The following is a 25,391-nucleotide window of genomic DNA, read 5'->3' as shown; positions in this document are numbered from 1 at the left end:
GTGGAAACAGACCAGGAGACATCGATGCATCGCAATGGAATGCGCGCCATCACTTTTGTCATCGCGACGCTGTTGGCCGGGATGACACACGGAGTGGAAGCGCAGGCTCTGCGGGCAGATGACCGCAGCTACTTTGGCAGCGCCTCCCAGGAACGTGAGGCCTGGCAGAACCTCGAGCGCAGGACCCATGCCCTGAAAGCCCTTCAGGCGCCGGCGTACGTGCGGTTCCAGCAGGCCGAACAGCTGTATGGCGAGTGCCTCCGGCACCATGGCTACCTGCATCTTCAGGCCGCGCGCAATGCCGACGATGCCCGGCTGGCCAACACCCAGGGCGAAGTCGCCAGCGCATGTGGACGCATCGCGGCGATTGCCAAGCAGGCATTGCGTGATGCGCCCGCGCACGCTGCCTGGATCGGGCCGCATGCCGACCTGCGTGAACGGGCGTTGCGGGAGGATGTGCAGCCGGCCAATGCAGCGCTGGTGGATGCGGTCGACACGTTGGCTGACCCGGCGCTGGACAGCTTCGGGCGTCTGCACCGGCAGCTGCTGCAGTCGGCCCCCTTTGCGCGTTTCGAACATGAAGGCCGCACGCTCGACAGTCGCACCGACGCGAGAGCCCTTTCCCGCCTGCCGGACCGTTCACTGCGCGAAGCGGCATGGCATGCCTACTGGCAGGGAATGGCGTCGCGGCGCAGCGAAATGGCAACGGTGCTGCTGGGCCTGGTCCGCCTTAACGAGCATGCGTCGGAACTGCAGGGCGATGGAATTGCGCCTGACCGCAGCTACCGGCACATGGGCCTGGATCAGGCCGCCGTCGACGCGACACTGGCGGCGGTAGCGCGCCACGCGCTGCTGCGGCGGAACTACCAGCAGATGCAGTTGACCCATCTTGAGCGCATGGGCCAGGCGTCTCCACAGATCTGGGACATGGACCTGCCTGATGCGGGCTATATTCCTCCGCCGCTTGACCTGGCGCAGTTGCGTGATGCGGCGGCGGCATCAATGCAGGTGCTGGGGCCGGATTACGTGACAGGGCTGCGCGGGCTGCTCGATCCTGCGGGCGGACGCATGGATCTGGGCGGATCGGCAGGGCGGCGCGCGATGGATGCGTTTTCGATCAGCGCCCCCGGTGTACGTTCGTTGCTGTTCGTTGGCCATCGCCAGGGCGATCTGGAGGGGGATGTCCAGATCGCTCACGAAGCCGGCCATGCCATGCATGGCCAGTGGATGCAGCGCGGCGGCGCATCATCATTCCAGCGCAACGGCAACAAGTGGTTGACCGAGGCCTTCGCCATCTACAACGAACTGAAGTTCCGCGATCAGCTCTACCGGCAGGCCAGTGATCCACGTGCCAAGGCGTATTACCTGAAGTCGTTGCTTGATGACATCATCCTGCAGCTGTTCGTATCGTCTGAAGAGGCCGATCTGGAACAGTCCATCTATCAGGACGTGGCCGCCGATGAGGTTGGCAACGCAGACGCGCTTGATACGCTGACGATGAAGGTGCTGGGCAGGTACGGGGGCGCATCGGAGCAGTATCCCGAGCTGCGCAGCACCTGGATATCCAAGCGGCTGATGTATGAGGATCCGCTTTACCTGGCCAATTACCTGTATGCCGGACTGATTGCGGTGCAGCTCTTCGCCCAGGACCAGCAGGATCCGGAGGGATTCAGGGAGCGCTACCTGGCCGTCCTGGGCGAGGGCTTTGATCGCCCACCGCAGCAGCAGGTCGAGCAGTTGCTGAATGCGAAGCCTGACTGGTCAAGCCTGGTCGAGCAAGATCTGGGCGTTTTCCAGCAGTACCTGGTGAAGTTGCAGGGACTGCATGCGGAAATCGAGCGCCAGCGCGGTCGCTGAACAGGCGACAGCCTGCTGCTGCCGGCACCCGTGTGATGTACGCGGTGCGCAGCGAGCCGGACGCGCTTTCCGCGGTCCTCGACTCGGCCCGCAATGCGCTGGCCGCGCGCGAAGCGAACCGGATGCTGCCCCGGGTCCAGCGCTTCAGCGAACTGCGTGCGGAATACTTCCGGCGTGACCAGACCATGGCGATCATCTTCCTGTGCGCCGGCATCTCGCTGTTGATCGTGACCGGCACGGGCGTGTATGGGCTGGCCAGCTTCTGGGTCCGCAAGCGCTATCCGCAGATCGGCATACGACGTGCGTTGGGTGCCCGCAGGCGCGATGTGATCAGCTTCTTCATGATCGAGAATCTGATGCTGACCTTCGTCGGCGCGATCGCTGGCAGCGTACTGGCATTGGCGTTGAATGTCTGGGTTTCGCGCTACTACGAGGTACCTCGCATCGATCCCGGGTACCTGGTGCTGGGCGTCGGGCTGGTGTTCGCCCTGGGGCAGCTGGCTGCCTGGGTACCGGCGCGGCGGGCGGCGCGCGAGGCCCCCGTGGCGGTTCTCAACAGTACCTGATGGATCCGGAGGGTGACCTCGTGTCATTGGCGGTTGCGATTGCGTAACCATATGTGATGCGGGTGCCATGGCGTGCGGACGCTGCGATACGCTGCAGGCCTGTTGCTGTCTGCCATGGGTTTCACCTATGAAGTCCAAACGTGTTGCCGCAGTGTTGGCGCTGGTGATGATGCCGAGCCTGCATGCCCAATCACTCCCCTCCGAACTGGCGCAGCTGGGCATTGTCGCCGGCATGCCTTATGCCAAGGCCAAGCGCCTCATGGATGCGGCAGGGTGGCAGGTGAGTCCGGTTCAGGGCGCGCCTGAGTCACTCGAGGGCTTTCCGGAAGTCGGATGCCAAAGGGGCGCCAAGCAGTGCGCGACGACCTTCGAAAAGGAAGGTCAGCAGATCGCGGTGCGGCTGGGCACTACCCTGGCAGGGCAGCCGTTCGTGCAGGGCGTGGACTGAGCGCTCATTGCGTTCAGGCCAGCGGTAACCGGTCCTGCGCGTGCGACAGCCGATCGTGCAGCTCGCGCACATGCTCGGCCTTGGCATGCACCCGGGAGGTGTCGCCGAAGCTGCGCAGGTAGGTGCACGCGGCAAAGCCGGCACTCTTCTTTTCGTACTCGGCAATCCAGGCCAGTCGATCCGGATTGTTGGCCTGTTCGGCTGACCACGCGGCCACCGGCGGCCGGATGCGGTACTTCAGGCCGACGCGCCACGGCTTCGGTGTCAGTCGCGCACGGAAACAATGCTGCAGCCGGCACATGCGCGCGTACAGGGTGTCGGTGCCCAGTGCCTTGAAGAATGCCTGGAGCTGCTCGTCCTCGGGCGAGAAGGTGGCATGCATCGCCAGCACGCGCAGTCCGGCCGGCGTGCGGTAGGTGCGCAGATGCCAGTCCGGATGCTGTTCGCTGAAGGCTGCGACCCGCTGCAGCGCCACACCTTCGGCGCCACCGGCGGCGGCCAGGCGCCGCTTGCGCTGCATCAGCATCGCGGCATTCACCAGCACTACGGCCGCCACACCCAATACCAGGCCCACCAGCCAGTGCCAGAGCAGGGTGCCGATGACGGCGCCGGCAAGCAGCACGATCGCAGCCACGATGGCCGGTATCAGGCATCCGGCCGGTGGCTGCGCATGGTCGATGTCGGCAAACAGCACGTCGGGGCTGTTGAGGCACAACGCGCCATAGCTGTTGCGGGTGATGATGACATCGCCGTCGCGCTGCACGATCTGCTCGCGGATAGGTACACCTTCCACACCGTAGTTGCTGCGCACTTCGCGTCGCGGCAGCACCTGGCCGGCAAGGATGGCATTGAGTGCTTCGTTGGCACGGCGGTCGGCGTGGGCCTGGGCCTGGGCAGGACCCTCATCGGACCAGCCGAAGCGGCGCACGACCACCGGCCGGCCACGGAAACGGGCCTGCAGGCGGGCTTCGGCCCAGTACGCGGGAACGATCATCATCGTGCCGTGCTCCATCATCCATGGCAGGTGCCTGAGTGAGTCTGGCACAGCCCCGAAGGGCCTGCATGTGCCCGCTGCGGTGGCCGGGGCGGAGTGATAGATTGCGCGCTTCGCATGCACTCCACCAAGGACGGAGCGATGTCCAGTTTCCTGCGTTGCCTGCTTGCCCTGGCCTGTGCCGGGGCGGTCGGCGTGGCGTCGGCGGGTACCCCGCCGGGGCCGCAGATCCTCACCACCGATGCCAGCCGCTTCTACGCGCTCTACGACAGCACCGGCGGCAAGCCCAGCGTCGCCCAGCTGGCCGGTTACCTGGCCGAAGGCAGTCCGGGCCTGAGTGAACTGGCGAAGGCGCGCCGGGTCACGCCCGAACGCATGGCCGAAGCCATTGCCAGCCAGCCCGGGGTGTATGTGCAGGGCCGCAGCTGCCTGGCGGAGCTGCCGGCGGTGAAGCAGCGCCTGGTGCAGGTGTTCGGCAACCTGCAGGCGATCTATCCGCAGGCCGCGTTTCCTCCGGTGACTCTTGCGGTCGGCCGTGGTCGGCCGGTCGGGTTGACCTCGAAGAGTGGGGTGATCATCGGCCTGGAAGCGCTGTGTGCAGCCGATTTCATGAATCCCAACGTGCAGGACCGTTTCGTGCACGTGATCGCGCACGAGTACGTGCACATCCAGCAGACCGGCCTGACCGATTTCGAGCCCGGCGACCCGCATGCGACGGTGCTGCGTGTTTCGCTGGGCGAAGGCATCGCCGAATTCATCGCCGAATTGATTTCCGGCAACGTCGGCAACAGTCGCCATGCGGCATGGACGCGCGGCCGCGAGGTCCACATTGAAAGCGCCTTTGCGCTGGATGTGGACAGTACCGATCTGTCGCCGTGGCTGTACAACTACAAGCCCGGTTCGCAGGAGCCCTATGACCTCGGGTACTGGGTGGGCTACCGCATCGCCAAGGCCTATTACCTGCAGGCCAAGGACAAGCGCGATGCAGTGCGTGCGCTGATCCAGCAGGACAACCCGAAGGCAATCCTGGCTGCCAGTGGCTGGACGCCCGGCATGTGGATGCCGGCCAAGGTGACCGGCGTGGCCGCGCGGTCGGCGGCGCGGTAAGCGCGGGGCCGCGCGCTAGACTGGCCCGCACATTCAAGGGAGAGACCCCATGCGTTCCTTGTCCGGCGGCCTGGCCGCAGTTGCCCTCGGTATCGCGCTGAGCGCCCACGGGGTGGCGGCCGAGATGCCCGCGATCAACCCTTTGCTGCTGGAGCCTGTCGAAAGCCTGCGCGCGGACGAAGTGCGCTTCATGCAGCAGCGCCTGGCCGATTGGCCGCAACTGCAGCGTTATCGCGACGCCAACGCGCGACTGCCTGCCGCTGTACCGGGGCAACCACGCGTGGTGTTCTACGGTGATTCCATCACCGAAGGCTGGGGCAGGGAAGGCAGCGCATCGTTCTTTCCCGGCAAGGGCTGGCTCAACCGCGGCATCAGTGGCCAGACCACGGCGCAGATGCTGGTGCGGTTCCCGCAGGACGTGCTGGCCCTGAAGCCACAGGTGGTGGTGATCCTGGCCGGCACCAACGACATTGCCGGCAACACCGGCCCGTCCACGCAGGCGATGATTGAAGACAACCTGCACGCGATGGTGGACCTGGCACGCGCACATGGCATCGCCGTGGTACTGGCATCGGTGCTGCCGGTCAGCGATTACCCGTGGTTGCCGGGCACGGCACCTGCTCCCAAGGTGCGCGCATTGAACGCGGCATTGAAGCGCTATGCCGATGCGAAGCAGCTGGTCTATCTGGACTACTACACGCCGATGACCAATGCCGCCGGAGGGCTGGATCCGCAGCTGGCCGAGGATGGCGTGCATCCCACGGCGAAGGGCTATGCGGTGATGGCGCCGCTGGCGGAGGCTGCAATCAGGCGCGCAATGGCGCCGGACTAGGCACAGCACCCGCAATGCACAGCGTCCAGCCCGTCGAGGTAAAATGGCCCCGGAGCCGGCCACGCAGCGTGGCCGCCAGGGACGATCGGGTGGGTGATGCGGAAGGGAATCCAGGGATGGCTGCGCCGCAGCGGCGCGACGATGGCACTGCTGCTGGCGGCCGTGCCGGCGTTCAGTGCAGACACGGCGGCGCCTTCGCCGCTGACGCGTGAGCCGGTGGCCGGAGTTTCACTGGCCGAATGGACCGCCCGCTGGTGGCGCTGGGCCGACGCCCAGGGCGGCGCGCCCTATCTCGACCCGGATGGCCGTGTATGCGATGTGGGCCAGGAAGGCCCGGTCTGGAACCTGGCCGGCACCAATGGCCGTTTCCGGCCACATCGCGAATGCGTGGTGCCGGTGGGCAAGTACCTGTTGCTGCCGATCATCAACATGGCGCACTACCAGGTGGATGAGTCTGTGTCCTGCAAGGAGCTGCAGGCGGGGGCGGCGGTCAACAACGATTATCTGATCAGTGCAGTGGTGCTGCTGGATGGCCAACCCCTGGGCGACATGCGCATGCATCGGGTGCGCAGTGAAGGCTGCTTCCGCATGGATGACGATGACGCAGACTCACGGCTGGCCGCCGCCGACGGCTACTGGGTGATGCTCAAGCCGTTGCCGCCAGGCCGGCATACCCTCAGCGTGGGCGCCAACTACGGCGTGCCGGAGGGTGGCGCGTACAGCCGCATGCGGCAGTCCTTCGAGTACGTGCTGCATGTGGGAGGGCGCACCCAGGTCGTATCGCGCAATCTGCACGCGGTGCCGCTGGCCGCCCCCTGAAGCTCAGGCATTGTCCTGCTTCAACGCTGCATCGGCCGCCAGCAACGCTTCGGCGGCCGCACTGAGCGGCGGCGAGGGCGGGGCAACCACACCGATCGCTTCCATCATCTTCGGCATGCCCAGGAACTGGCGCGCGCGGCGGTCGTAGATGCCGGTGACCAGCAACGCGCGCGTGGCGATCTTCTGCTCGGCACCGATCAGCACGCGCTGCTCCATGATGCCGCGCGAGCCGACCCAGCCCACCAGTCGTGTTTCCAGGGTGAAGCGCTGGAACGGCTTCAATTCGCGGCGGAACTGGATGGTGCCGGCGCCGACGATCGGCGCCCATTTCTCGCGCAGCGCCACCCGGCCCAGACCCATGCGCAGGATCAGGTCCAGCCGGCCCAGGTCGAAGATGTTCCAGTAGCGGCCGTTGGTCATGTGCAGGTTGCTGTCCAGGTCGTTGGGCAGCACCCGGAACTGCAGCCGCGAGACCCCGAACGGGGCCTCCAGCTTCGGCCGGAACAGGCTGCACAGCAGCAGGTAGAGCAGACGGAACCAGAGATTCATGGCTATGACGACTGTTATAGAATCGCCGGTACGCTAATCTATGACGACTGTCTTAGCAAGGAGACCGCCGTGAGCCCGCGACCGTCCGATGCCCCACAGCGCGTGATCGATGCCGCGGCGCAGATGCTGGCGCGGGTGGGCCTCAATGCCACCAGCATCCGCGAAGTGACCAAGCTGGCCGAGGCGCCATTGGGCTCCACCTACCATCACTTTCCCGGCGGCAAGCAGGAGCTGCTGGCGCGCGCCACCCACATGGCCGGCGACAAGGTGGAGGCGCTGCTGGTGGAGCTGTTGAAGGATGGGGCGGTACAGGGCCTGCAGCAGTTCCTTGCGATGTGGCGCGAGCGTCTGCTGCGCTCCGATTTCCGCGCCGGCTGCCCGGTGCTGGCCGCTGCCGTGGAGGAGCCGGTGGAGGCGACACCCAGCCAACCCCGCGCGGCGGCCGCCGAGGTGTTCGCACGCTGGCACGGCCACCTCGCCTCGGCATTCGTCGCCGAAGGACACGCCCCGCCAGCAGCGGCTGAGCTGGCCAGCCTGGTGATCGCCAGCGTGGAGGGGGCGGTGGCGATGTGCCGTGCGCTGCAGGACATCGCCCCGTTCGATCAGGTGGCCGCGCAGCTGCTGAAGGCGGCCACGCGGCCTTGATCGGCCGGTGCCGACAGGCCAGACTCGCCAGCAGCCCACGACTGGATGCCGCCATGGACGAATTGCACCATCGTCAGTTGATCGAGCACTACCTGCAGGCCTACAACCGCTTCGATATCGACGCCATGCTGGCGGTGCTGGCGCACAACGTACGCTTCGAGAACCACAGCGGCGGCCAGCTGACGATGGTCACCGAAGGCGTCGATGCCTTTGGCGAACTGGCACGCCAGTCTGCGCTCCTGTTCCGGGAGCGCGAACAGCGCTTGCTGGCGCTGGTGTTCGATGGTGATCGGGCGACGGCGACGATTGGCTGGCGCGGCGTGTTCGCACAGGATGTTCCCGATGGACCGCGTGCGGGCACTGAGCTGGAACTGCAGGGCCAGAGCGAGTTCGTGTTCGCGGGTGACCGCATCGAACGGATCGTTGATCGCAGCTGAGGAACGGCCGCTTGGAACCGCCGTCTGGACAGCGGAGCTGCCCGCGGTAGAATCCGCCCAACACTGCCTACGCGTGCCCGGCAAGGATGTCCGCATGCAGCATCAGGTTCCCGAGGTCCCTGGCCGCGATGCCTCCTGCCCCCTGGCGGCGGCGTGAAGCGCTCGCGCCATTTTTCACGCAGTTCACTGATATTGCCGATGAACCGCGGCAGCGAAGTCGTGCGTGCGCGCCGGCACCTGCAGCAGCGTGGTTGGCCACGCCTGCAGATGGCGCTGATCGTCGCCCTGACCGGCGCTGCAGGTTTTCTTGCCTCGCACCTGCTGCGCCTGGCCGGTATCGACGAGATGTGGTTTCGCTACCCGATGGCCGTCGTGCTGGCCTACGGCGTGTTCCTGCTGCTGATGTGGATCTGGATCCGCTGGCGTTGGGACAACGTACTGGATGGCCTGTCGCCGGATGTGGGCGGTGGCAGCCCATCCCCTCGCGGCAGTGCCGTGGAATCACCGTGGAGCGGCGCCGGCGGCCGTTCCGGCGGTGGTGGTGCGTCGGCCTCGTGGAACGAGCCGGCATCGGTGAGCAGTGGCGACGCCGGAGAGTTGCCGTTGGCCGGGCTCGCTGAAGACGAAGCGGGCTTGCCGTTGCTGGCCGTCCTCGGCATCGTCGCGCTGGTGGCGACCGTCCTGCTGGTCAGCGTGTGGGTGGTGTGGTCGGCGCCGGTGCTGATGGCCGAACTGCTGGTGGATGCGGCGATCGCCGGCGGCCTGTACCGGCGCATGCAGGGCATGCACGAGCAGGGATGGTGGCGGGTATGCGTGTCGCACACGGTCTGGCCGCTGATCGGCCTGTTGCTGTTCTTCGCGGTGCTGGGCTGGCTTGCTCAGGAACTCGTGCCGGGTGCGAGCCACCTGCTGCAGGTCATCCAGGGGCTGTAATGCGGTTGCTTCCTTCATATGGCCCGGTCCCGACCTGTTTTCAGCCGCCCTGAACAGTGGGCTATGATCGCGGTCGCCGAGGATTCGTATCCTGGCGGTTTCACCTATCCGGAGCTTGTCGTACTGCATCGGGAACCGGGGCGCTGGATGGCCGAACGCCCACTGAGACACACAACCACTGACGAGGAAGAGCGCATGGATGTCGCTGTACGCAGGAACAGGACGTTGTTTCGTTGGATCATGGTGACGCTGCTGGCGGTGTGGTTGCCGTTTGCAGCACTGGCGCAGCCGGCAGCCGGGCAGGGCGATGGCGCTGAAGCCGGCACTGCCGCGGAAGAGGCGCAATGCCGCGCCTGCGCCTATGAGCGCATTGGACCGAAGGTTGATATCGGCCTGGTGGCACTGGTGTCGCTGCTGGTGGTGGGTCTGCTGGTAGCGGTGTCCCGCGAGTGGGGAACCACCTCGCAGCGCTGGACCTGCCGCACGCTGTCCCTGTTGCTGGTGGGCATCGGCGCAGCGTTGCTGTGGTGGGCCGGCAGCATCCTCTACCTGGGTTACAACCCTTGGCAGGAGCAGCTCGCACCCAGCGACGGCTCGCTCGGTTCCACGCTGCTGAGTACGTCGCCGAAGTGGCTGGCGGCACTGGTGCTGATCGGCTTCGCGCCTTCCATCTGGAAGCGCAGCGAGCGCCTGCCAGCGTGGCGTATCGGCTGACCCAGGAACGGCGGCGCCGGATCACGCCCGGCGCCGCCTTCTGCCATCAATCAAAGCGCCAGCGCACACCTGCGTAGACGCCACGACCTTCGCCCGGTGTCGAGCGGGCGACATCCCTGCCGGCATCGTCGTAGCCCGGTGTGACCGTGGCGGCATAGTGGCGGTTGCCGATGTTGCGCATCTCCGCCCAGGCCTGCCAGCGACCGCCGGGGGCGTCGTAGCCGATGCGGCTGCCGAAGATCACATGGCTGTCGGCCCAGTAGCTGTTGGCATAGTCCACCGCGATGCGCGAGGCGTATTCGGTGTTCAGTGCCGCGTACAGGCCGGATGCATGATCGAAGCGCAGCTCGGCCTGGTAGGCGTGGCGCGGCAGGCCGGGCAGGCGGTTGCTGCCGAAACGTGCATCGTGGCGGTAGCGGAAGTCGCGGAAGGTATACGCCTGGCGCAGCGACAGGCGGCCCGGTGCAGCCTGCCACAGCGTGCTGTCCAATCCGGCCTCGATACCGCGGTGCACGGTGGGGCTGGCATTGTTCTCGGCGATGAACAGGTTCGGCAGCGGTTGCAGTTCGACGCTCAGCAGTTCGTGGTTCACGTGGGCGTAGTAGCCGGTCAGTTCCCAGCGGCCCAGCGCCGCGTCACCGCGCGCGCCCAGTTCCAGCGTGGTGGCGGTCTGGTTCTGCATCGGCACCGGCGCGCGCTGGCGGCCGGTAGACGGGCCATTGCCCGGCCCGAAGTACTGGTTCGAGCCCCAGATCATCGACCACGGATGCGGTGCCTCCACTGAACGACTGAGGTTGCCGAACCACTGGGTCTGCGCGCTGTGCTGCCAGGTAAAGCCTAGTCGCGGTGCGTAGTCCCAGTCGTGGTCACGCAGGCGGCCGCCGCTGCTTGGCCAGGTCACCTGCACATCGCGACGGGTGTTGATCAGTGCCAGCCCGGTCTGCATGCGCAGGCGGTCATTGAAGGCGAGGGTATTGCCGACGTGCAGTGTGCTGTCGGTGCCGTGGTGGCGGAAGTCACGCGTGCGCGTGCCGGCAGCGTAGCCGTTGCTGGCAAAGCGCAGCGACTCGCGCACATCGGCATCCAGGTCATGGGTGACGCGCAGGCCGACCGTGGTCTCGCTATCCAGCCCGAACAGCCGGTGGCGGTGGCGGTAGTCCAGTGTGGCGTTGAGGTTGGCGTAGTCCAGCTGCTGGCGGTACAGGCTCTCGTTCAAGTCCATCGGGTAGGTGTGGTAGACCAGCCCGGCCTGCAGCGACGAATCCTCATCGATCTGCAGCGTGGTGACATTGCCCACCCAAGTGCTGCCCGGCTGCGGGCGGCGCGCATCGATGGCCAGGTTGGCCGCATTCGCGGCATGTGGATCGTTGCGGATCTGGTCGCGGGTCAAGCGACCGGGCGTTTCGTGATTGGTTTCGCGGTAGCGCACGAAGAAGCGCGTTTGCAGATCGGGCGTGATCTGCCAGCCGATGTTGGCCATCGCGCCCTTGCCGTCGCCGTGCGCATGGCGCTGGTAACCGTCGAACTCGGTATCGGTGTAGGCCAGGAAGTAGTCGACATCGCCGTTGACGCCGCCCCAGCTGAGGCCGCGCTTCTGGTAGCCACGGCTGCCGGCTTCGTAGTGCAGCTGCACGCCCGCCGAATCACGGCCGCTGCGGCTGACGTAGTCGATGGCACCGCCCAGCGCGAGCGCGCCGCGCTCGAAGCCGTTGGCGCCGCGCAGGACTTCCACGCGCGACAGCCACAGCGGTTCCAGCAGTTCGTAAGGCGTGCCACCTGGGCCGGTCAGCGGCAGGCCGTCGATCGACACCGCAATGCCCGAGGCATGCGCGCCCGGCCCGCGGTTGATGCCCGAGCCCCGGATCGAGATCTTGGTGCCCTCGTTGCCCGGCGACTGCGCGCTGATGCCCGGCTGGTAGGCCAGCACATCGGCACTGCTGGACAGTCGGCTGTCGGCTTTGGCCACGTCGATGACGTTGCTGGCGCCGGGTACGCGCTTCAGCGACTCGCGCGCCTGCGCGCTGGCATCGCCAGCAGCGGTGACCTGCACCGCATCCAGCGTGGTGGCCTGCGGGACTGCAGCGGCAGTGGAGGCGAGGCCAAGGGAAACGGTCAGAGACAGCAGCGAGGGGATGGGGCGGTACGACGAGAGCGACATGCGGAAATGCTGTAAACCACGAAAGTGGCGAGCAAGTTAACAGGTCGGTGGCCCCCACGTCACCCTCCACCTGCGTATGGCCACCTGTGGTGGCCCTGTAGAGCCGAGCCCATGCTCGGCTATCGCGCGCAGCGCGGGTTCTCTGCGATCGCCACGAAGAGCAGCCGAGCATGGGCTCGGCTCTACAGCAGGGTTTACGGCGAAGGCTTCGCCAGCGCCTTGGCCTTCGCGTACAGCGCTTTGGCAATCTCTGCATCGCCCAGCGCCGCATGACACTCGGCCAGGCTGTCCCACACATTGGCCGAATCCGGATACAGCTCGGTGTTGAGGGCGAATACCTTCAACGCCCTGCGTGCACCAAGGCTCTCGCGGATGGCATAGCCGCTGGCGTTGATCGCTCGTTCCAGCTCGCTGCCCGCCACCCGGTTGTTATCGCGCAACCAACTGCGTATCGCCTGGGCAGCGCCTGCATCATCATCCAGCGCATACGCGACCAGCCCCTCGGACAGCACCGCGTGCGGAAACGCCTGCGGCGCCGCGACCGCCATCGTGCTCTCCACCAGCGTGCTGGACCAGACATTGCGGGCGCTGCCGTTGGTCAGGTACACGAACACCCAGTAGCCGCTGGCCAGCGTGTCCTTGTACGCCAGCCGCGCACGTACACGGGTGCCGCCATCATGGCCGACCTGGGTGTAGCCGTCGCTGCGGGTGGTGTCCCATCCCGTGGAGAAGAAATTGCTGCCGCCACCGCTCAGTTTCTGCGGCTGCCAGAGCTTTTCCAGGGTCTTCGTACGCACCAGCGTGCCGGTCGCCAGCGCCTGCAGGAAGCGGTTCATGTCGCCCACGGTGGTCTGCAGATCGGCATGGCCCCAGCCGTAGTCCGGCCAGGGATCTTCATTGGCAGGCTGCAGTTGGCCATCCTTGCCGATGTACGGCACCGCCGCGCGCCGGGCCGGCACGCTGGCAACGCCCCACGAGGTGCTGGCCATCTTCAATGGCTGCAGGATGCGTTCGCGCGCGATGGCCGGGTAGGACTTGCGGTAGTGCGCTTCCAGCAACGCCGTCAGCACCAGGTAGTTGGCCTGGGTGTACTGCACGCGGCTGCCGGTGGCGAACTGCATCGGTACAGCGCCGGCCACCTTCAGCGCAGTGCCAAGGTCAGGCGCTACACCGGGGTAGCCCTTGCTCACCCAGCGGTTATCCACCCGGTTGTAGTACTCGCCGATACCCGAGCTGTGGTTGAGGAAGTCGCGCACGTGGATTGCCTGCCATGCAGTCGGCAGGTCCGGCACATAGCGGCTCGCCGGCGCATCCAGATCCACCTTGCCCTGATCGACCAGTTGCATCACCAGCGTGCTGGTCAGCAGCTTGGCCATCGACTGCGCGGCGAAGATGGAATCGACGGTGGCAGGTGTGTGCGTAGCGCGATCACGTTCGCCGCTGGCGCCCTGGTACAGCACCTGGCCGTTGTGGGCGACCAGTACCGCCTGACCGGCGATGCCGTAGCGTTCGAGGTTGGCCTGCAGTTGGGCGTCAAGCTGGGTAGAGAGGCCGGCGGAGAGGTCACTCGCTGATGCGGGCGGAGCAGCGAACAGGACGCAGAGCAATGCAGCAGCAAAGGTGCGGTACATCGCGGTGATCCATCAGCGGTGATGGCGCATCTTGGCATGTAGAGCCGAGCCCATGCTCGGCTGCCTTCGGGCCAGGCATCATGCACCCGGAAAAATGAGCCGAGCATGGCTCGGCTCTACAGGTGTTTCCGGGTAGTGCCGGCCGCTGGCCGGCACCCCTGCGATCAGCCCAGGATCCCCGGTAGATCCAGTCCCTTTTCCTTCGCGCAGTCGATCGCGATGTCATACCCCGCATCGGCGTGGCGCATGACGCCGGTGGCCGGGTCGTTCCACAGCACGCGGCCAATCCGCTTCGCCGCTGCCTCGGTACCGTCGCAGACGATCACCATGCCGGCATGCTGGGAGAAGCCCATGCCCACGCCGCCGCCATGGTGCAGCGAGACCCAGGTCGCGCCGCTGGCGGTGTTGAGCAGGGCGTTCAGCAGCGGCCAGTCGGACACCGCGTCGGAGCCATCGGCCATCGCTTCGGTTTCGCGGTTTGGCGAGGCCACGCTGCCGCTGTCCAGGTGGTCACGTCCGATCACCACCGGCGCCTTCAGTTCGCCGTTGGCGACCATCTCGTTGAACGCCAGTCCGAGTCGATCGCGATCACCCAGGCCGACCCAGCAGATGCGCGCCGGCAGGCCCTGGAACTTGATCTTCTCGGCGGCCATGTCCAGCCAGCGGTGCAGGTGGGGATTGTCCGGAATCAGTTCCTTCACCTTGGCATCGGTCTTGGCGATGTCTTCCGGGTCGCCACTCAGTGCTGCCCAGCGGAACGGGCCGATGCCGCGGCAGAACAGCGGGCGGATGTAGGCCGGCACGAAGCCGGGGAAGTCGAACGCGTTCTCCACGCCTTCTTCCAGCGCCATCTGCCGCAGGTTGTTGCCGTAGTCCACGGTCGGCACGCCGAGTGCGTGGAAGCCGAGCATGGCGCGGATATGGTTGGCCATCGACGCGCGCGCTGCTTTCTCCACTTCCTTCGGCGCGGACACGCGCTTTTCGTCCCATTGCTCGACGGTCCAGCCCTGCGGCAGGTAGCCGTTCACCGGGTCGTGCGCGGAGGTCTGGTCGGTCAGCAGGTCCGGCTTCACGCCGCGCTTGAGCAGTTCGGCCAGCACGTCGGCGACGTTGCCGAGCAGGCCCACCGACTTCGGCGTGCCGGCCTTGCAGGCTTCATCGATCAGGCGCAGCGCTTCGTCCAGGTTGTCGGTCCAGGTGTCCAGGTAGCCGGTGCGCAGGCGCATGTCGATGCTGCTCTTGCGGCACTCGACGGCCAGGCAGGAGGCGCCGGCCATCACGGCGGCCAGCGGCTGTGCGCCGCCCATGCCGCCGAGGCCACCGGTGAACAGCCACTTCCCGGTCAGGTCGCCACCGAAATGCTGGCGCCCCATTTCCACGAAGGTCTCGTAGGTGCCCTGCACGATGCCCTGCGCGCCGATGTAGATCCAGCTGCCGGCGGTCATCTGGCCGTACATGGCCAGGCCCTTCCTATCCAGCTCGTTGAAGTGGTCCCAGTTGGCCCAGCGCGGTACCAGGTTGGAATTGGCGATCAGCACGCGCGGCGCATCGGCGTGGGTGCGGAACACGCCCACCGGCTTGCCCGACTGCACCAGCAGGGTCTGGTCGTCGTCCAGGCGCTTGAGCGTTTCGACGATGGCATCGAAGCTCTCCCAGTCGCGTGCGGCGCGGCCGATGCCGCCGTACACCACCAGTTCCTGCGGGCGCTCGGCCACATCGGGGTGCAGGTTGTTCATCAGCATGCGCAGCGGCGCTTCGGTCAGCCAGCTCTTGGCGTTGAGCGTGGTGCCGGTCGGCGCGGCGATGGTGCGGGACGGGTCGTTGCGGGTCATGCGGCGCTCCGGTTCGTAGCGAATTCAAGGCAGGCATTGAGCACCTGCGCCAGGGTGTGGCGCAGCGGTGCGGCGTGGTCGGGGTCGAGCGGCGTGGGCCAGCTGTGCTCGTCCACCTGGTCCGGCAGGGGTTCGTGCATGTAGCCGCGGCAGGCCAGCTCCATCTGCAGGCTGTGCACGCCGCCGGCGATGTTGCTGTAGTGGCGGGTGATCCAGCCACCCTTGAAACGGCCGTTGCGCACCTGGCTCATGCCACTGATCTTCAGCAGGTTCTCCACCACGTCGCTCAAGGCGTTGTCGCAGGACGTGTCAGGTGCGCCGGACGGGCCAGCGGTGCCCAGGTTGAACTGCGGCAGCTCCCCGTCGAACAGATGCGGGATGTGTGAGCGGATCGAGTGCGCGTCGTACACCACCACGGTGCCGTGGCGTGCACGCAGACGCGTGATCTGCGAAGCCAGCGCATCGTGGTAAGGCAGGAAATACGTGTCGCGGCGACGGGCGATTTCTGCGTCGTCCGGTTCGCGCCCGGCGTGGTACAGCGGCTGGTTGTCGAAGGTCGTCAGCGGGCACAGGCCGGTGGTGTTCTGGCCCGGGTACAGCGACACGCCGCTGGGATCGCGGTTGAGGTCGATCACCGAACGCGAGATTGCCGAGCGCACCGTGGTCGCGCCCATGCCACGCACGAAGTCGTACAGCTCGTGCACCCACCAGTCGGCGTCGCGGCGTGCCAGCCACGGCGAGTGGTAGTCGCCGATCAGGTCGTGCGGCAGCTCGCTGCCGGTATGCGGGAAGCTGACGATGAGTGGGGCGTCGCCCTCGTGCACCGTCAGCCATTCGGGAAGGGTCGTCATGCCTGCGGTTCCACGGTCGGCAACAGATCGCCCAGGCCCTGCGCCAGCGCACCGCTGCGCACCAGATTCGTGGCGGTCACCATGTCCGGATGGAAGTAGCGGTCTTCTTCCAGTGTCGGCACCTGCGCACGCAGGCTGGCGCGCACGCTTTCCAGCGCGGCACTGGAGCGCAGCGGGGCGTGGAAGTCGCAGCCCTGCGCGGCGGCCAGCAGTTCGATACCGATCACGTTGGCGGCGTTCTCGGCCATCTGCATCAGGCGGCGCGCACCGTGCGCGGCCATCGACACGTGGTCTTCCTGGTTGGCCGAGGTCGGGATTGAATCAACGCTGGCCGGGTAGGCGCGCTGCTTGTTTTCCGAGACCAGTGCAGCCGCGGTCACCTGCGGAATCATGAAGCCGGAATTCAGGCCCGGGCGCGGGGTCAGGAACGCCGGCAGGCCGGACAGCGCCGGGTCGACCAGCATCGCCAGGCGGCGCTCGCTGATCGAGCCGATCTCGCACACCGCCATCGCCAGCATGTCAGCGGCGAAGGCGACCGGCTCGGCGTGGAAGTTGCCGCCGGACAGTGCTTCGCCGGTATCGGTGAACACCAGCGGATTGTCGGACACGCCGTTGGCTTCGATTTCCAGCGTGGTCGCGGCCTGGCGCAGGATGTCCAGCGCCGCGCCCATCACCTGCGGCTGGCAGCGCAGGCAGTACGGATCCTGCACGCGCACGTCGTTGTCACGGTGCGATTCTCGGATCTCCGAGCCCTGCATCAGCGTGCGCAGCGTCGCGGCGGTGGCGATCTGCCCGCGCTGGCCGCGGATGGCGTGGATGCGCGGGTCGAACGGCGTGTCCGAGCCCTTGGCCGCTTCCACCGACAGCGCGCCGGTGACCAGTGCGGCCTGGAACACGGTCTCGATCTCGAACAGGCCGGCCAGCGCGTAGGCGGTGGAGAACTGCGTGCCATTGAGCAGCGCAAGGCCTTCCTTCGCGCCCAGTTCGATCGGCTGCAGGCCGGCACGTGCCAGCGCATCGACCGCCGGCACGCGCTCGTCACCGATGAAGGCTTCGCCGACGCCCAGCATCACGCTGGCCAGGTGCGAGAGCGGCGCCAGATCGCCCGAGGCACCCACCGAGCCTTGTGCCGGCACTACGGGCAATACGCCCTTGACCAGCATCGCTTCGAGCAGCAGCAGGGTTTCCTCGCGGATGCCCGATGCGCCCTGCGCCAGGCTGACCAGCTTCAGCGCCATCATCAACCGCACCACGCTGGCCGGCATCGGCTCGCCCACGCCGGCGGCATGCGAGAGCACGATGTTCCGCTGCAGGGTGGCCAGGTCTTCGCGCTCGATGCGCACGCTGGCCAGCTTGCCGAAGCCGGTGTTGATGCCATACACCGGTGCGCCCTTGGCGACGATGGCGGCCACCGCCGCAGCACTGGCGCGCACCACCGGCAGCGCGACCGGGTCCAGCGACAGCGGCGCACCGCGATAGACCTGCCGCCATTGGGCGAGAGTGACATGGCCGGGGCGAAGAACCAGGGTGTTGCTCATGTGTTGCTCCAGGAGGCAGGCAGGTCGGGCTGTCCGCGCATCACGCGCGCGTGCAGCGGGTTGAATCCAATGCGATAGACCAGGTCGGCAGGGGCGTCGATGTCCCAGATCGCCAGGTCACAGTCCATGCCGACGGCGAGGCGGCCGATGCGCTCACCATGGCCGAGCGCGCGCGCTGCTTCACGGGTGAAGCCGGCGATGCACTCGTCCACGGTCAGGCGGAACAGGGTCGCGCCCATGTTCATCGCCAGCAGCGGGCTGGTCAGCGGCGAGGTGCCCGGATTGCTGTCGGTGGCCAGCGCCAGCGGCACGCCGGCCGCACGCAGCGCGGCGATCGGCGGCAGGGTGGTATCGCGGGTGAAATAGAAAGCACCGGGCAGCAGCACGGCGACGGTACCGGCAGCGGCCATCGCGGCGATCCCGGCATCGTCCAGATGTTCGATATGGTCGGCCGACAGTGCACCGAAGCTGGCCGCCAGCTCGGCACCGTGCTGGTTGCTCAGCTGTTCGGCGTGGATCTTCAACGCCAGTCCGTTCGCGCGGGCGGCCTCGAATACCTGCCGCGCCTGCGCGGGCGAGAAGGCGATGTTCTCGCAGAACACGTCCACCGCTTCGGCCAGGCCTTCGGCAGCAATGGCCGGAATCATCACCTCGCACACCTCGTCGGTGTACTCCTGTGCCTCGCGGCCCGGCGGAATCGCGTGTGCACCGAGGAAGGTGGTCACCACGTTGACCCGGCATTGCTCGCCCAGCGTGCGTGCAACCTGCAGCTGCTTGCGTTCGTCGGACAGGGTCAGGCCGTAGCCGGACTTGATCTCGATCGTGGTCACGCCTTCGGCGCGCATCGCCAGCAGGCGCGGGCGGCTCTCGCTGGCCAGTTGCTCGGGCGTGGCAGCGCGGGTGGCGCGCACGGTGGAGACGATGCCGCCGCCGGCACGGGCGATCTCGGCATAGCTCACGCCCTGCAGGCGTTGCTCGAATTCGTTGGCGCGGTTACCGGCGTAGACCAGGTGGGTGTGGCAGTCGATCAGGCCCGGCGAGATCCAGCGGCCTTCGCCATCGATGCGGGTGGTCGGCTGCAGCTGGGCATCGCTGCCGGCCGGGCCGACGTGGACGATGCGGCCCTCGGCGCAGGCCAGTACGCCATCGCGGATGACACCCAGGCCCTCGCCATCGAGGGTGATCAGGTGGACGTTGGACCAGAGGGTATCGACGTGCATGGCATCCACAACGCGGCTATGCTTATATGTCTATACAATATAGGTGTCCATTTCGGGTTGTCCAGCCATGTCCGATTCGCGTTCCCCGCACTGTTTCCATGCCGCCCACGCCCTCCTGGCCGATGGCTGGGCCCGTGATGTCCGCCTGCAGGTACAGGACGGTCGCATCACGGCAATCAGCAAGGGGCAGGCCGCGCAGGGCGGTGACACCCGCGTCGGCATCCTGGTGCCGGGCCTGCCCAACCTGCACAGCCATGCCTTCCAGCGCGGCATGGCTGGCCTGACCGAGATCGGCGGCGGTGACGGTGACAGCTTCTGGAGCTGGCGCGAGCTGATGTACCGCTTCCTGGCCCACCTGCGTCCGGACGCGGTGCAGGCCATCGCCGCCCAGGCCTACATGGAAATGCTGGAAAGCGGCTTCACCCGCGTCGGCGAATTCCATTACCTGCACCACGACGCCGATGGCCATGCCTATGCCAACCGCGCCGAGATGAGCGCGCGGATTGCCGCCGCTGCCGACCAGACCGGTATCGGCCTGACCCTGCTGCCGGTGTTCTATGCCCATGCCGATTTCGGCGGGGCGCCGCCGAACCCCGCGCAGCGACGCCTGATCCACGACGTGGACGGCCTCGCGCAGTTGCTGGATGCCGCCAAGCCGGCGTTGGCCGCGCTGCCTGATGCGGTGCTTGGCATCGCCCCGCACAGCCTGCGCGCGGTTACCGGCGAGGAACTGGGCGCGCTGCTGCCGCTCACCGACGGCCCGGTGCATATCCATATCGCCGAGCAGGTGCGCGAAGTCGAGGCCTGCCTGGCCTGGAGCGGCCAGCGGCCGGTGCAGTGGCTGTACAACCATGCGCCGGTGGATGCGCGCTGGTGCCTGGTGCATGCCACCCACATCACCGATGACGAGCGCGCGGCCATCGTGGCCAGCCGTGCCGTGGCCGGGTTGTGCCCGATCACCGAAGCCAACCTGGGCGACGGCCTGTTCCCGATGCAGGCCTTTGCGCGCGAGGGCGGGCGCTTCGGCATCGGCTCCGATTCCAATGTGCTGATCAACGCGGCCGAAGAGCTGCGCCTGCTCGAATACGGCCAGCGCCTGACCCTGCGCGGTCGCAACGTGCTGGCGCCGGATGCCACCCGCAGCACCGGCCGCTTCCTGTTTGAAGGCGCCCTGCTCGGTGGCGCACAGGCCCTGGGCGTGGCCGCTGGCCTGCAGGTCGGTGCCAGTGCCGACCTGGTCGAACTGGACGCCGCGCACCCGGCGCTGCAGGCGCGACAGGATGACGCATGGCTTGACAGCTGGGTGTTCGCCGCACGTAATGGCGCGCTGCGATCGGTCTGGCGCCATGGCCGCCAATGCGTGGCCGAGGGCCGCCACCTGCAGCGCGAGGCGATCACCACCGCCTTCGCCGCCGCCCTGCGTGGCGTGCTGGGCTGATCGCCTCCCGCTACCGAGACCCCATTACGTGAAGGCCAGCAAGTCCGCCACGCTCAACCAGCGTATCCGCAGCGATCTGGAAAGCCGCATCCTCAGTGGAGAGTGGGCGCCGGGCTTCCGGATTCCGTACGAGCACGAGCTGATGGAGCAGTACGGCTGCTCGCGGATGACGGTGAACAAGGTGCTGACCGCACTGGCCGAGAGCGGCATGATCGAACGCCGCCGTCGTGCGGGTTCATTCGTGGCGCGTCAGCCGCCGCACCTGGAGCAGGTAGCGCTGGAGATTCCCGATATCGCGATGGAGGTCGGTTCGCGCGGCCATCAGTACGCGTACCGCCTGCTGCAGCGCGAGCTGCGCCTGGCCGACGCCGGCAATGCCGGTGAAGTGGAGCTGGCCGGCAGCGAGAAGCTGCTGGCGATGCGCTGCCTGCACCTGGCCGATGGCCGTCCGCTGGCGCTGGAGCATCGGCTGATCAGCCCGGTGGGGGTGCCCGAGGTGCTGGAAGTCGATTTCAGTACCACCGCGCCGGGCAGCTGGTTGCTGCAGAACGTGTCCTGGACGCGCGCGCAGCATCGCATCAGTGCCTGGGGTGCGGACACCGCCACGGCCAGGCTGCTGGACGTGAAACCGGGCACCGCCTGCCTGGTGATCGAGCGCCTGACCTGGCGCGGTGAACAGCCGATCACCCGCGTGCGGCAGGTGTTCCTGGGGGATGCCTGGGACCTGGTTGCGCGCTTCGCGCCGGGCGCTCGCTAGGGATTCCATCCACGCATGGCGTGGATCTACTGGTCCGGTACGGCTGTCGTCTTGAACTCTGTTGGTGCGTGTGTACGATGTGTATCGTCCCTGCATGAAGAGCAGGGACCTCATCCGGGATCTGGAGGCGGCAGGTTGGACCTGTTGCAGGATTCGCGGATCCCATCATGTATTCGTGCACCCGCAGTGGCCTCGCATCATCACCGTGCCTCACCCCAGAAAGGATCTGGGCAAGGGGCTGGTTCAGGCGTTGCGGAAGCTCGCAGGACTGACGTAGGAGGTCCCATGCGCTATCCAGTCTTGATTGAGGCCGGCGATGAACGCACCGCGTGGGGGGTCATCGTTCCCGATCTGCCGGGGTGCTTCTCGGCAGCCGACACGCTTGACGATGCACTCAGCGCGGCCGAGGAGTCTGCGCTTGCCTGGATCGATGCGGCCCTGGATGAGGGGCGCTCGATTCCCAGTCCTTCTGCGCCACAGAAGATCGTCGCCGAGGCTCCCAGTGGTACGGCCTGGATTCTTGCCTACATCTGCATTGATCCATCTCTGCTGGACGACACCATCGAACGGGTCAACATCAGCCTGCCGCGTCGCATCCTGGCCAGGCTGGATGCGCAGGCCAGGGCGGCCGGCGAATCCCGCTCCAGTTACATCGCCCATCTCGCAGCATTGGGCTGAGCGGGCGCCCTGTAGAGCCCAGCCCATGGTCGGCTGCTGTTCGCGCGTTGCGTGATGAGTCGAGCGTGGCTCGACTCTGCAAAGGCATCCACGCATGGCGTGGATCTACCAGAGATTCGTGTGTCGGGATTCAGTAGGTCCACGCCATGCGTGGCTGTTGGTCCCCATCAATACGTGGCGCACTGCCGCCAGCGCACCGGCTCATCCACGCCAGGGCGGGCATTGAGCTGGATGCGCACGTTGCGCAGGGCAGGGTAGTGCAGCACTTCCTCACAGACCTGCGGCCAGACCTTTTCCAGTTCACCGGTGCGGTTGATCGCCAGCGTCTGCCGGGTCAGCCAGACACCGCTGGCGATGCCGGGCTTGCCGGCCAGGGCGCGGGCCAGATCGGCCTGGTAGCGATCCAGCGTGGCTGCATCCGGATTGGGGTTGCTGCGCGGGTCGGCCGCCGGGGCGACGGCAGCCGCGGGTGAAGAGGCGGCCGGGAGCACTGCCGCGGTGCCAGCAGGTTCCGCCGCAGGCGCGGTTGAAGGCGTCGCCACCACCGACGCTGCAGCAACCGGCGCGGCCTCTTCCACACGCAGGCCCTGCAGGCCCAGGCCAACCAGCAGCCCCAGCGTTGCCGAACCCAGTGCGGCGATGGCGATGCGGCGCAGCGCTTCGTGCCGGGCGCTGGCGCGCACGCGCGCTTCGATGTCGCCGGGCAGGTAAGGCTGCAGCAATGGCCACAGGCGCGGGCCGTCCAGCACTTCAACCGCCTGCTTCTCGGCGGCGCTGCGGCCGTCGCGCTCGATGCGGCCTTCGGTCAGCAGCACGCCGCCCTTGGCGCCGGCCAGGCGCGCGGCCGCACCCAGCTCGTTCACTGCGGCGGTGCCGATGCGGTAGGCCAGGCCATGCTTGCACGACACCAGCCAGTGGTTGGGGCCATCGCTGAGCATGAAATCGCTGCTTGGCTCGCGGGCTTCTTCCGCCGGATCGATCAGTTCACGCAGGCCGCGCTGTTCGCGCAGCATGCGCTTGACCAGAACGGAGAATTCGCGCCAATGCATGCCCGCCAGGGCCTGCAGGCCGAGTTGCATCTCCTTCTGCCGCCGCTTGACCCACCACAGATAGATAACGGCCAGGAAACAGCTAAGCAGGGCCGACAGCAGGGCCAGGATCCAGGGGAGCATGCAGGAGTAGGGCGGAAGGGGCGAAAGCGGAGAACGACAGTGTAAAGGTCGCCGTGCCTGGCCGGGTCAGGATGTTCCTGACAGAAAGCGTGATGGAGCGCGCAGATCGGCGTACAGCGGGCACGAAAAACCCGCCAATCCTGAAGCCGTGAGGGGAGGGAACAAACGGCAGCCGAAGCGATTGGCGGGTTGCTCGCGATTGTCAATCAATTTTTATTGCATTGCAACAATCGTGGTCAGGGCACCCTGTCCGGTGACTGATGGCTGCCCGGAGCAGGGGCATCGGTGCCGGACGCGGCGCGGTTTTCCAGCTTGGCCAAGCGCGCGTGCAGGGCATCAATGAGCGCCTCCAGCGCGGTCACTTCGTCGGCGGTGGGTACATGCAGGCGCTTGAGTACGCCCTGCACCTGGTCATCGAAGGCCTTCTCGACCTTGTTCCAAGTGCCGGAGGCCTTCTCGCGGGCCTCGTCCAGCGAGGTCTCGACATTGTCACGCCAGCCCGGGCCCTGGTCGCCGTTGCGTTCACGGCGGCGGGCTTCCCAGGCTTCGCCTTCCTTCACAAGGCCGTCGAAGAAGCGGCTGCCCTCGGCCTGGGCGCGACCCAGCGCACCCAACCCGGCCAGCCAGACCTGCTGGGCCGAATCGCTCAGCTTGCGCGAGAAGCGCTCGGCCTGGTCACTGAAAGAGGCATCGTCGTTGCGGCGGTCGTCGTTCTCGTAGTGGTTCATCGCACTTCCCGTGGGAGTTGGGCCTGCCCCCGAGAGTAGCGCGCACCGGCGTTGCACGGCCGTGACGGCCGCCGCCAGAGTTCAGCCCAGCTTTTCCTTCAGCACGCGCTGGATCTCGCCTTCGACCATGCCCTTCATCGCCGACAGCAGGAAGCCCAGCTTGGCGGTTACGCGCACGGCACCCGGCTGCAGTTCGATCGCACCGTCCACGCCGCTGCCGGAGAAGTTCAGTACGTCGGCGGTCCAGGACGACTTCAGGCCAAAGCGCTCGGACAGCTTGGCAGCGACCTGTTCGATCGCGGCGCGCGCCTGTGCATCGGGCAGGGCGTGGGCGTGGCGGACATCGATGGTGGACATGCAGGCTCCTGGCGCAGGGCGGGGATGGTCGAAGAGGGCAAGCATTGTGCGCATCAAGGGCCGCCGCGCCAAGCACTCATCGTGGGTTCTTCTTCGTTGGCGACCAACCTGCTAGGCTGCGCCGCGTGCAGAACCTGCTTGTTCACTTCAGTCAACAACAACAGCCCGACCAGCCCTTGCGGCCCGGGGTGCAGCGCATCGTGCGCCAGGCCAACGGCAGCGTGCGGCTCGGAGATCCTGGCCACGGCGCACTGCTGCTGGCCCAGTTCTGCATGGATGATCGCGGCCTCTGGCTGCAGGTCGGCAACGGCATCCGCGGCGTCCACGTCAACGGTCGCCCGGTACGCCGGATGGCCCTGCTGCGTGCAGGCGATGCGGTGTATGTGGATGGCGTGGAGATGGTCCTGCAGGGCGAGGTCGAAAGCCTGCTGCAGGCGCCTGCGCCGAAAGCCGAAGATGGCAGCGACGAGCAGCAGCGGCTGCTGCGCGGTGTCGGCGGTCTCCATCATGGCCGCAGCTTCACCCTGTCGCGGGCCCGCCTGATCGGGCGTGGCAACGAGGCCGACATCGCCATCGATGACCCGGCTTTTGCCGAGCAGCATGCCCGCGTGGAAGTGCACGGCGAACGCGTGCTGCTGCGCGATCTCGGCAGTGCCGACGGCACCCGCGTCAATGGCGTGGCCGTGCGCCATTGCTGGCTGCAGGCCGGCGACCAGGTGGTGTTCGATGGCCAGCACCGTTTCGTGCTGGAAGTGCCGCATGATCCGCGCCGACGGTCGTTGCCGGTCGAGGACGAGTCGGGCGAGGACGTGGAACAGGCGCCGGTGCTGCCGGCCGCGCCGCGCAGGGTGCGGCGCTGGCCGTGGCTGCTGGTCAGTGCGCTGCTGCTGGCCGCGCTGCTCAGCCTGCTGCTCTGGTTCGGCGCGCGCTGACGGTAGTGCCGGCCGCTGGCCGGCAACCTAACGGATTCGGGGCGGCGGTTGCCGGCCAGCGGCCGGCAACCGCCGCCCCGAATCCGTTAGGTTGCCGGCCAGCGGCCGGCACTACCTGGTCGCGTTGCCGATGGATTCCGATGAAACCAAATTTCCCTTGCCGCACAAGGCCGCAAGGCTGGTGCACTGCGGCATACT

At 67.0% G+C, this 25,391-nt stretch carries 26 protein-coding genes; 15 read left to right on the top strand and 11 right to left on the bottom strand.

What is annotated here, in order from left to right; translation table 11 throughout:
• Positions 1-24 precede the first annotated feature (24 nt).
• From ACM0PB_RS00865 to ACM0PB_RS00855, 3 genes are all read left to right on the top strand, one after another.
• Positions 25-1,857, top strand: a complete 1,833-nt coding sequence (locus ACM0PB_RS00865; protein WP_414604868.1) for a M3 family metallopeptidase — start codon at positions 25-27, stop codon at positions 1,855-1,857.
• A gap of 35 nt (positions 1,858-1,892) precedes the next feature.
• Positions 1,893-2,423, top strand: a complete 531-nt coding sequence (locus ACM0PB_RS00860) for an ABC transporter permease (RefSeq protein WP_065178630.1) — start codon at positions 1,893-1,895, stop codon at positions 2,421-2,423.
• A 127-nt stretch (positions 2,424-2,550) separates the two neighbouring features.
• Positions 2,551-2,871 (top strand): hypothetical protein, encoded by a 321-nt coding sequence (locus ACM0PB_RS00855; RefSeq protein ID WP_414603781.1) that lies wholly within the window; start codon positions 2,551-2,553, stop codon positions 2,869-2,871.
• A gap of 13 nt (positions 2,872-2,884) precedes the next feature.
• Here ACM0PB_RS00855 and ACM0PB_RS00850 read toward each other — a convergent pair whose 3' ends face one another.
• Positions 2,885-3,868, bottom strand: coding sequence for a hypothetical protein (locus ACM0PB_RS00850; protein ID WP_414603782.1), 984 nt, complete (start codon positions 3,866-3,868; stop codon positions 2,885-2,887).
• A gap of 138 nt (positions 3,869-4,006) precedes the next feature.
• Between ACM0PB_RS00850 and ACM0PB_RS00845 the strand changes: the two genes are divergently transcribed.
• From ACM0PB_RS00845 to ACM0PB_RS00835, 3 genes are all read left to right on the top strand, one after another.
• Positions 4,007-4,972, top strand: a complete 966-nt coding sequence (locus tag ACM0PB_RS00845) for a DUF2268 domain-containing putative Zn-dependent protease (protein WP_065196069.1) — start codon at positions 4,007-4,009, stop codon at positions 4,970-4,972.
• Between the two features lie 49 nt (positions 4,973-5,021).
• A complete protein-coding gene (locus ACM0PB_RS00840; RefSeq protein WP_164229471.1) occupies positions 5,022-5,804 on the top strand; it encodes an SGNH/GDSL hydrolase family protein in 783 nt (260 codons plus the stop codon).
• 96 nt (positions 5,805-5,900) lie between these two features.
• Positions 5,901-6,623 carry a hypothetical protein gene (locus ACM0PB_RS00835; RefSeq protein ID WP_414603792.1) on the top strand — a complete coding sequence of 241 codons (723 nt, stop codon included), beginning with the start codon at positions 5,901-5,903 and terminating at the stop codon, positions 6,621-6,623.
• A gap of 3 nt (positions 6,624-6,626) precedes the next feature.
• On the opposite strand, the gene ACM0PB_RS00830 is transcribed toward ACM0PB_RS00835, so the two are convergent.
• Complete coding sequence (locus tag ACM0PB_RS00830; RefSeq protein WP_414603784.1) at positions 6,627-7,172, bottom strand: thioesterase family protein; 546 nt, start codon at positions 7,170-7,172, stop codon at positions 6,627-6,629.
• A gap of 69 nt (positions 7,173-7,241) precedes the next feature.
• Here ACM0PB_RS00830 and ACM0PB_RS00825 point away from each other — a divergent pair, with 69 nt between their 5' ends.
• From ACM0PB_RS00825 to ACM0PB_RS00810, 4 genes are all read left to right on the top strand, one after another.
• Complete coding sequence (locus tag ACM0PB_RS00825; protein WP_414603785.1) at positions 7,242-7,817, top strand: TetR/AcrR family transcriptional regulator; 576 nt, start codon at positions 7,242-7,244, stop codon at positions 7,815-7,817.
• A gap of 53 nt (positions 7,818-7,870) precedes the next feature.
• A complete protein-coding gene (locus ACM0PB_RS00820; RefSeq protein WP_065196072.1) occupies positions 7,871-8,254 on the top strand; it encodes a nuclear transport factor 2 family protein in 384 nt (127 codons plus the stop codon).
• Between the two features lie 198 nt (positions 8,255-8,452).
• Positions 8,453-9,187 (top strand): hypothetical protein, encoded by a 735-nt coding sequence (locus tag ACM0PB_RS00815; RefSeq protein ID WP_414604867.1) that lies wholly within the window; start codon positions 8,453-8,455, stop codon positions 9,185-9,187.
• A gap of 195 nt (positions 9,188-9,382) precedes the next feature.
• A complete protein-coding gene (locus ACM0PB_RS00810) occupies positions 9,383-9,901 on the top strand; it encodes a hypothetical protein (protein ID WP_065186175.1) in 519 nt (172 codons plus the stop codon).
• 46 nt (positions 9,902-9,947) lie between these two features.
• On the opposite strand, the gene ACM0PB_RS00805 is transcribed toward ACM0PB_RS00810, so the two are convergent.
• The 6 genes from ACM0PB_RS00805 to hutI form a co-directional block, all read right to left on the bottom strand.
• On the bottom strand, positions 9,948-12,059 hold the full coding sequence (locus ACM0PB_RS00805; protein WP_414604866.1) for a TonB-dependent receptor family protein: 2,112 nt from the start codon (positions 12,057-12,059) through the stop codon (positions 9,948-9,950).
• 194 nt (positions 12,060-12,253) lie between these two features.
• Complete coding sequence (locus tag ACM0PB_RS00800; protein WP_065186173.1) at positions 12,254-13,690, bottom strand: serine hydrolase domain-containing protein; 1,437 nt, start codon at positions 13,688-13,690, stop codon at positions 12,254-12,256.
• 164 nt (positions 13,691-13,854) lie between these two features.
• Positions 13,855-15,522 carry a urocanate hydratase gene (gene hutU / locus ACM0PB_RS00795; RefSeq protein ID WP_065186172.1) on the bottom strand — a complete coding sequence of 556 codons (1,668 nt, stop codon included), beginning with the start codon at positions 15,520-15,522 and terminating at the stop codon, positions 13,855-13,857.
• The gene (hutG, locus tag ACM0PB_RS00790) at positions 15,519-16,373 is read right to left on the bottom strand and encodes an N-formylglutamate deformylase (protein ID WP_005417319.1); all 855 of its coding nucleotides are present in this window, start codon (positions 16,371-16,373) and stop codon (positions 15,519-15,521) included. Before hutG ends, hutU begins: the two co-directional genes overlap by 4 nt.
• Positions 16,370-17,911 carry a histidine ammonia-lyase gene (hutH, locus tag ACM0PB_RS00785; protein ID WP_414604903.1) on the bottom strand — a complete coding sequence of 514 codons (1,542 nt, stop codon included), beginning with the start codon at positions 17,909-17,911 and terminating at the stop codon, positions 16,370-16,372. The genes hutG and hutH overlap by 4 nt, the downstream gene beginning before the upstream one ends.
• Positions 17,908-19,131, bottom strand: coding sequence for an imidazolonepropionase (hutI, locus tag ACM0PB_RS00780; RefSeq protein ID WP_414604902.1), 1,224 nt, complete (start codon positions 19,129-19,131; stop codon positions 17,908-17,910). Before hutI ends, hutH begins: the two co-directional genes overlap by 4 nt.
• 67 nt (positions 19,132-19,198) lie before the next feature.
• Between hutI and ACM0PB_RS00775 the strand changes: the two genes are divergently transcribed.
• The 4 genes from ACM0PB_RS00775 to ACM0PB_RS00760 all read left to right on the top strand — a co-directional run bounded on the left by ACM0PB_RS00775 (position 19,199) and on the right by ACM0PB_RS00760 (position 22,004).
• The gene (locus ACM0PB_RS00775) at positions 19,199-20,569 is read left to right on the top strand and encodes a formimidoylglutamate deiminase (protein ID WP_414604901.1); all 1,371 of its coding nucleotides are present in this window, start codon (positions 19,199-19,201) and stop codon (positions 20,567-20,569) included.
• Positions 20,570-20,597: 28 nt separating this feature from the next.
• Positions 20,598-21,326 (top strand): histidine utilization transcriptional repressor HutC, encoded by a 729-nt coding sequence (hutC, locus tag ACM0PB_RS00770; protein ID WP_005417312.1) that lies wholly within the window; start codon positions 20,598-20,600, stop codon positions 21,324-21,326.
• Positions 21,327-21,420: 94 nt separating this feature from the next.
• The gene (locus tag ACM0PB_RS00765) at positions 21,421-21,603 is read left to right on the top strand and encodes a type II toxin-antitoxin system HicA family toxin (RefSeq protein ID WP_081280897.1); all 183 of its coding nucleotides are present in this window, start codon (positions 21,421-21,423) and stop codon (positions 21,601-21,603) included.
• 8 nt (positions 21,604-21,611) lie between these two features.
• Entirely contained in the window at positions 21,612-22,004 is a 393-nt protein-coding gene (locus ACM0PB_RS00760; protein WP_005417308.1) for a type II toxin-antitoxin system HicB family antitoxin, read from the top strand.
• Positions 22,005-22,171: 167 nt separating this feature from the next.
• On the opposite strand, the gene ACM0PB_RS00755 is transcribed toward ACM0PB_RS00760, so the two are convergent.
• The 3 genes from ACM0PB_RS00755 to ACM0PB_RS00745 all read right to left on the bottom strand — a co-directional run bounded on the left by ACM0PB_RS00755 (position 22,172) and on the right by ACM0PB_RS00745 (position 24,261).
• Complete coding sequence (locus tag ACM0PB_RS00755; protein ID WP_065186168.1) at positions 22,172-23,176, bottom strand: restriction endonuclease; 1,005 nt, start codon at positions 23,174-23,176, stop codon at positions 22,172-22,174.
• A gap of 236 nt (positions 23,177-23,412) precedes the next feature.
• Positions 23,413-23,904, bottom strand: coding sequence for a phasin family protein (locus ACM0PB_RS00750; RefSeq protein ID WP_414604900.1), 492 nt, complete (start codon positions 23,902-23,904; stop codon positions 23,413-23,415).
• Between the two features lie 81 nt (positions 23,905-23,985).
• Complete coding sequence (locus tag ACM0PB_RS00745; protein WP_005417302.1) at positions 23,986-24,261, bottom strand: polyhydroxyalkanoic acid system family protein; 276 nt, start codon at positions 24,259-24,261, stop codon at positions 23,986-23,988.
• A 125-nt stretch (positions 24,262-24,386) separates the two neighbouring features.
• On the opposite strand from ACM0PB_RS00745, the gene ACM0PB_RS00740 reads away from it, so the two are divergent.
• On the top strand, positions 24,387-25,193 hold the full coding sequence (locus ACM0PB_RS00740; protein WP_032954286.1) for an FHA domain-containing protein: 807 nt from the start codon (positions 24,387-24,389) through the stop codon (positions 25,191-25,193).
• The last annotated feature ends 198 nt before the right edge of the window (positions 25,194-25,391 follow it).

It is taken from the genome of Stenotrophomonas sp. AR029 (assembly GCF_047520695.2).
Lineage (GTDB): Bacteria > Pseudomonadota > Gammaproteobacteria > Xanthomonadales > Xanthomonadaceae > Stenotrophomonas > Stenotrophomonas sepilia.
Note: the sequence above shows the minus strand (reverse complement) of the source record. Positions and strands in the feature narration are given on the sequence as shown.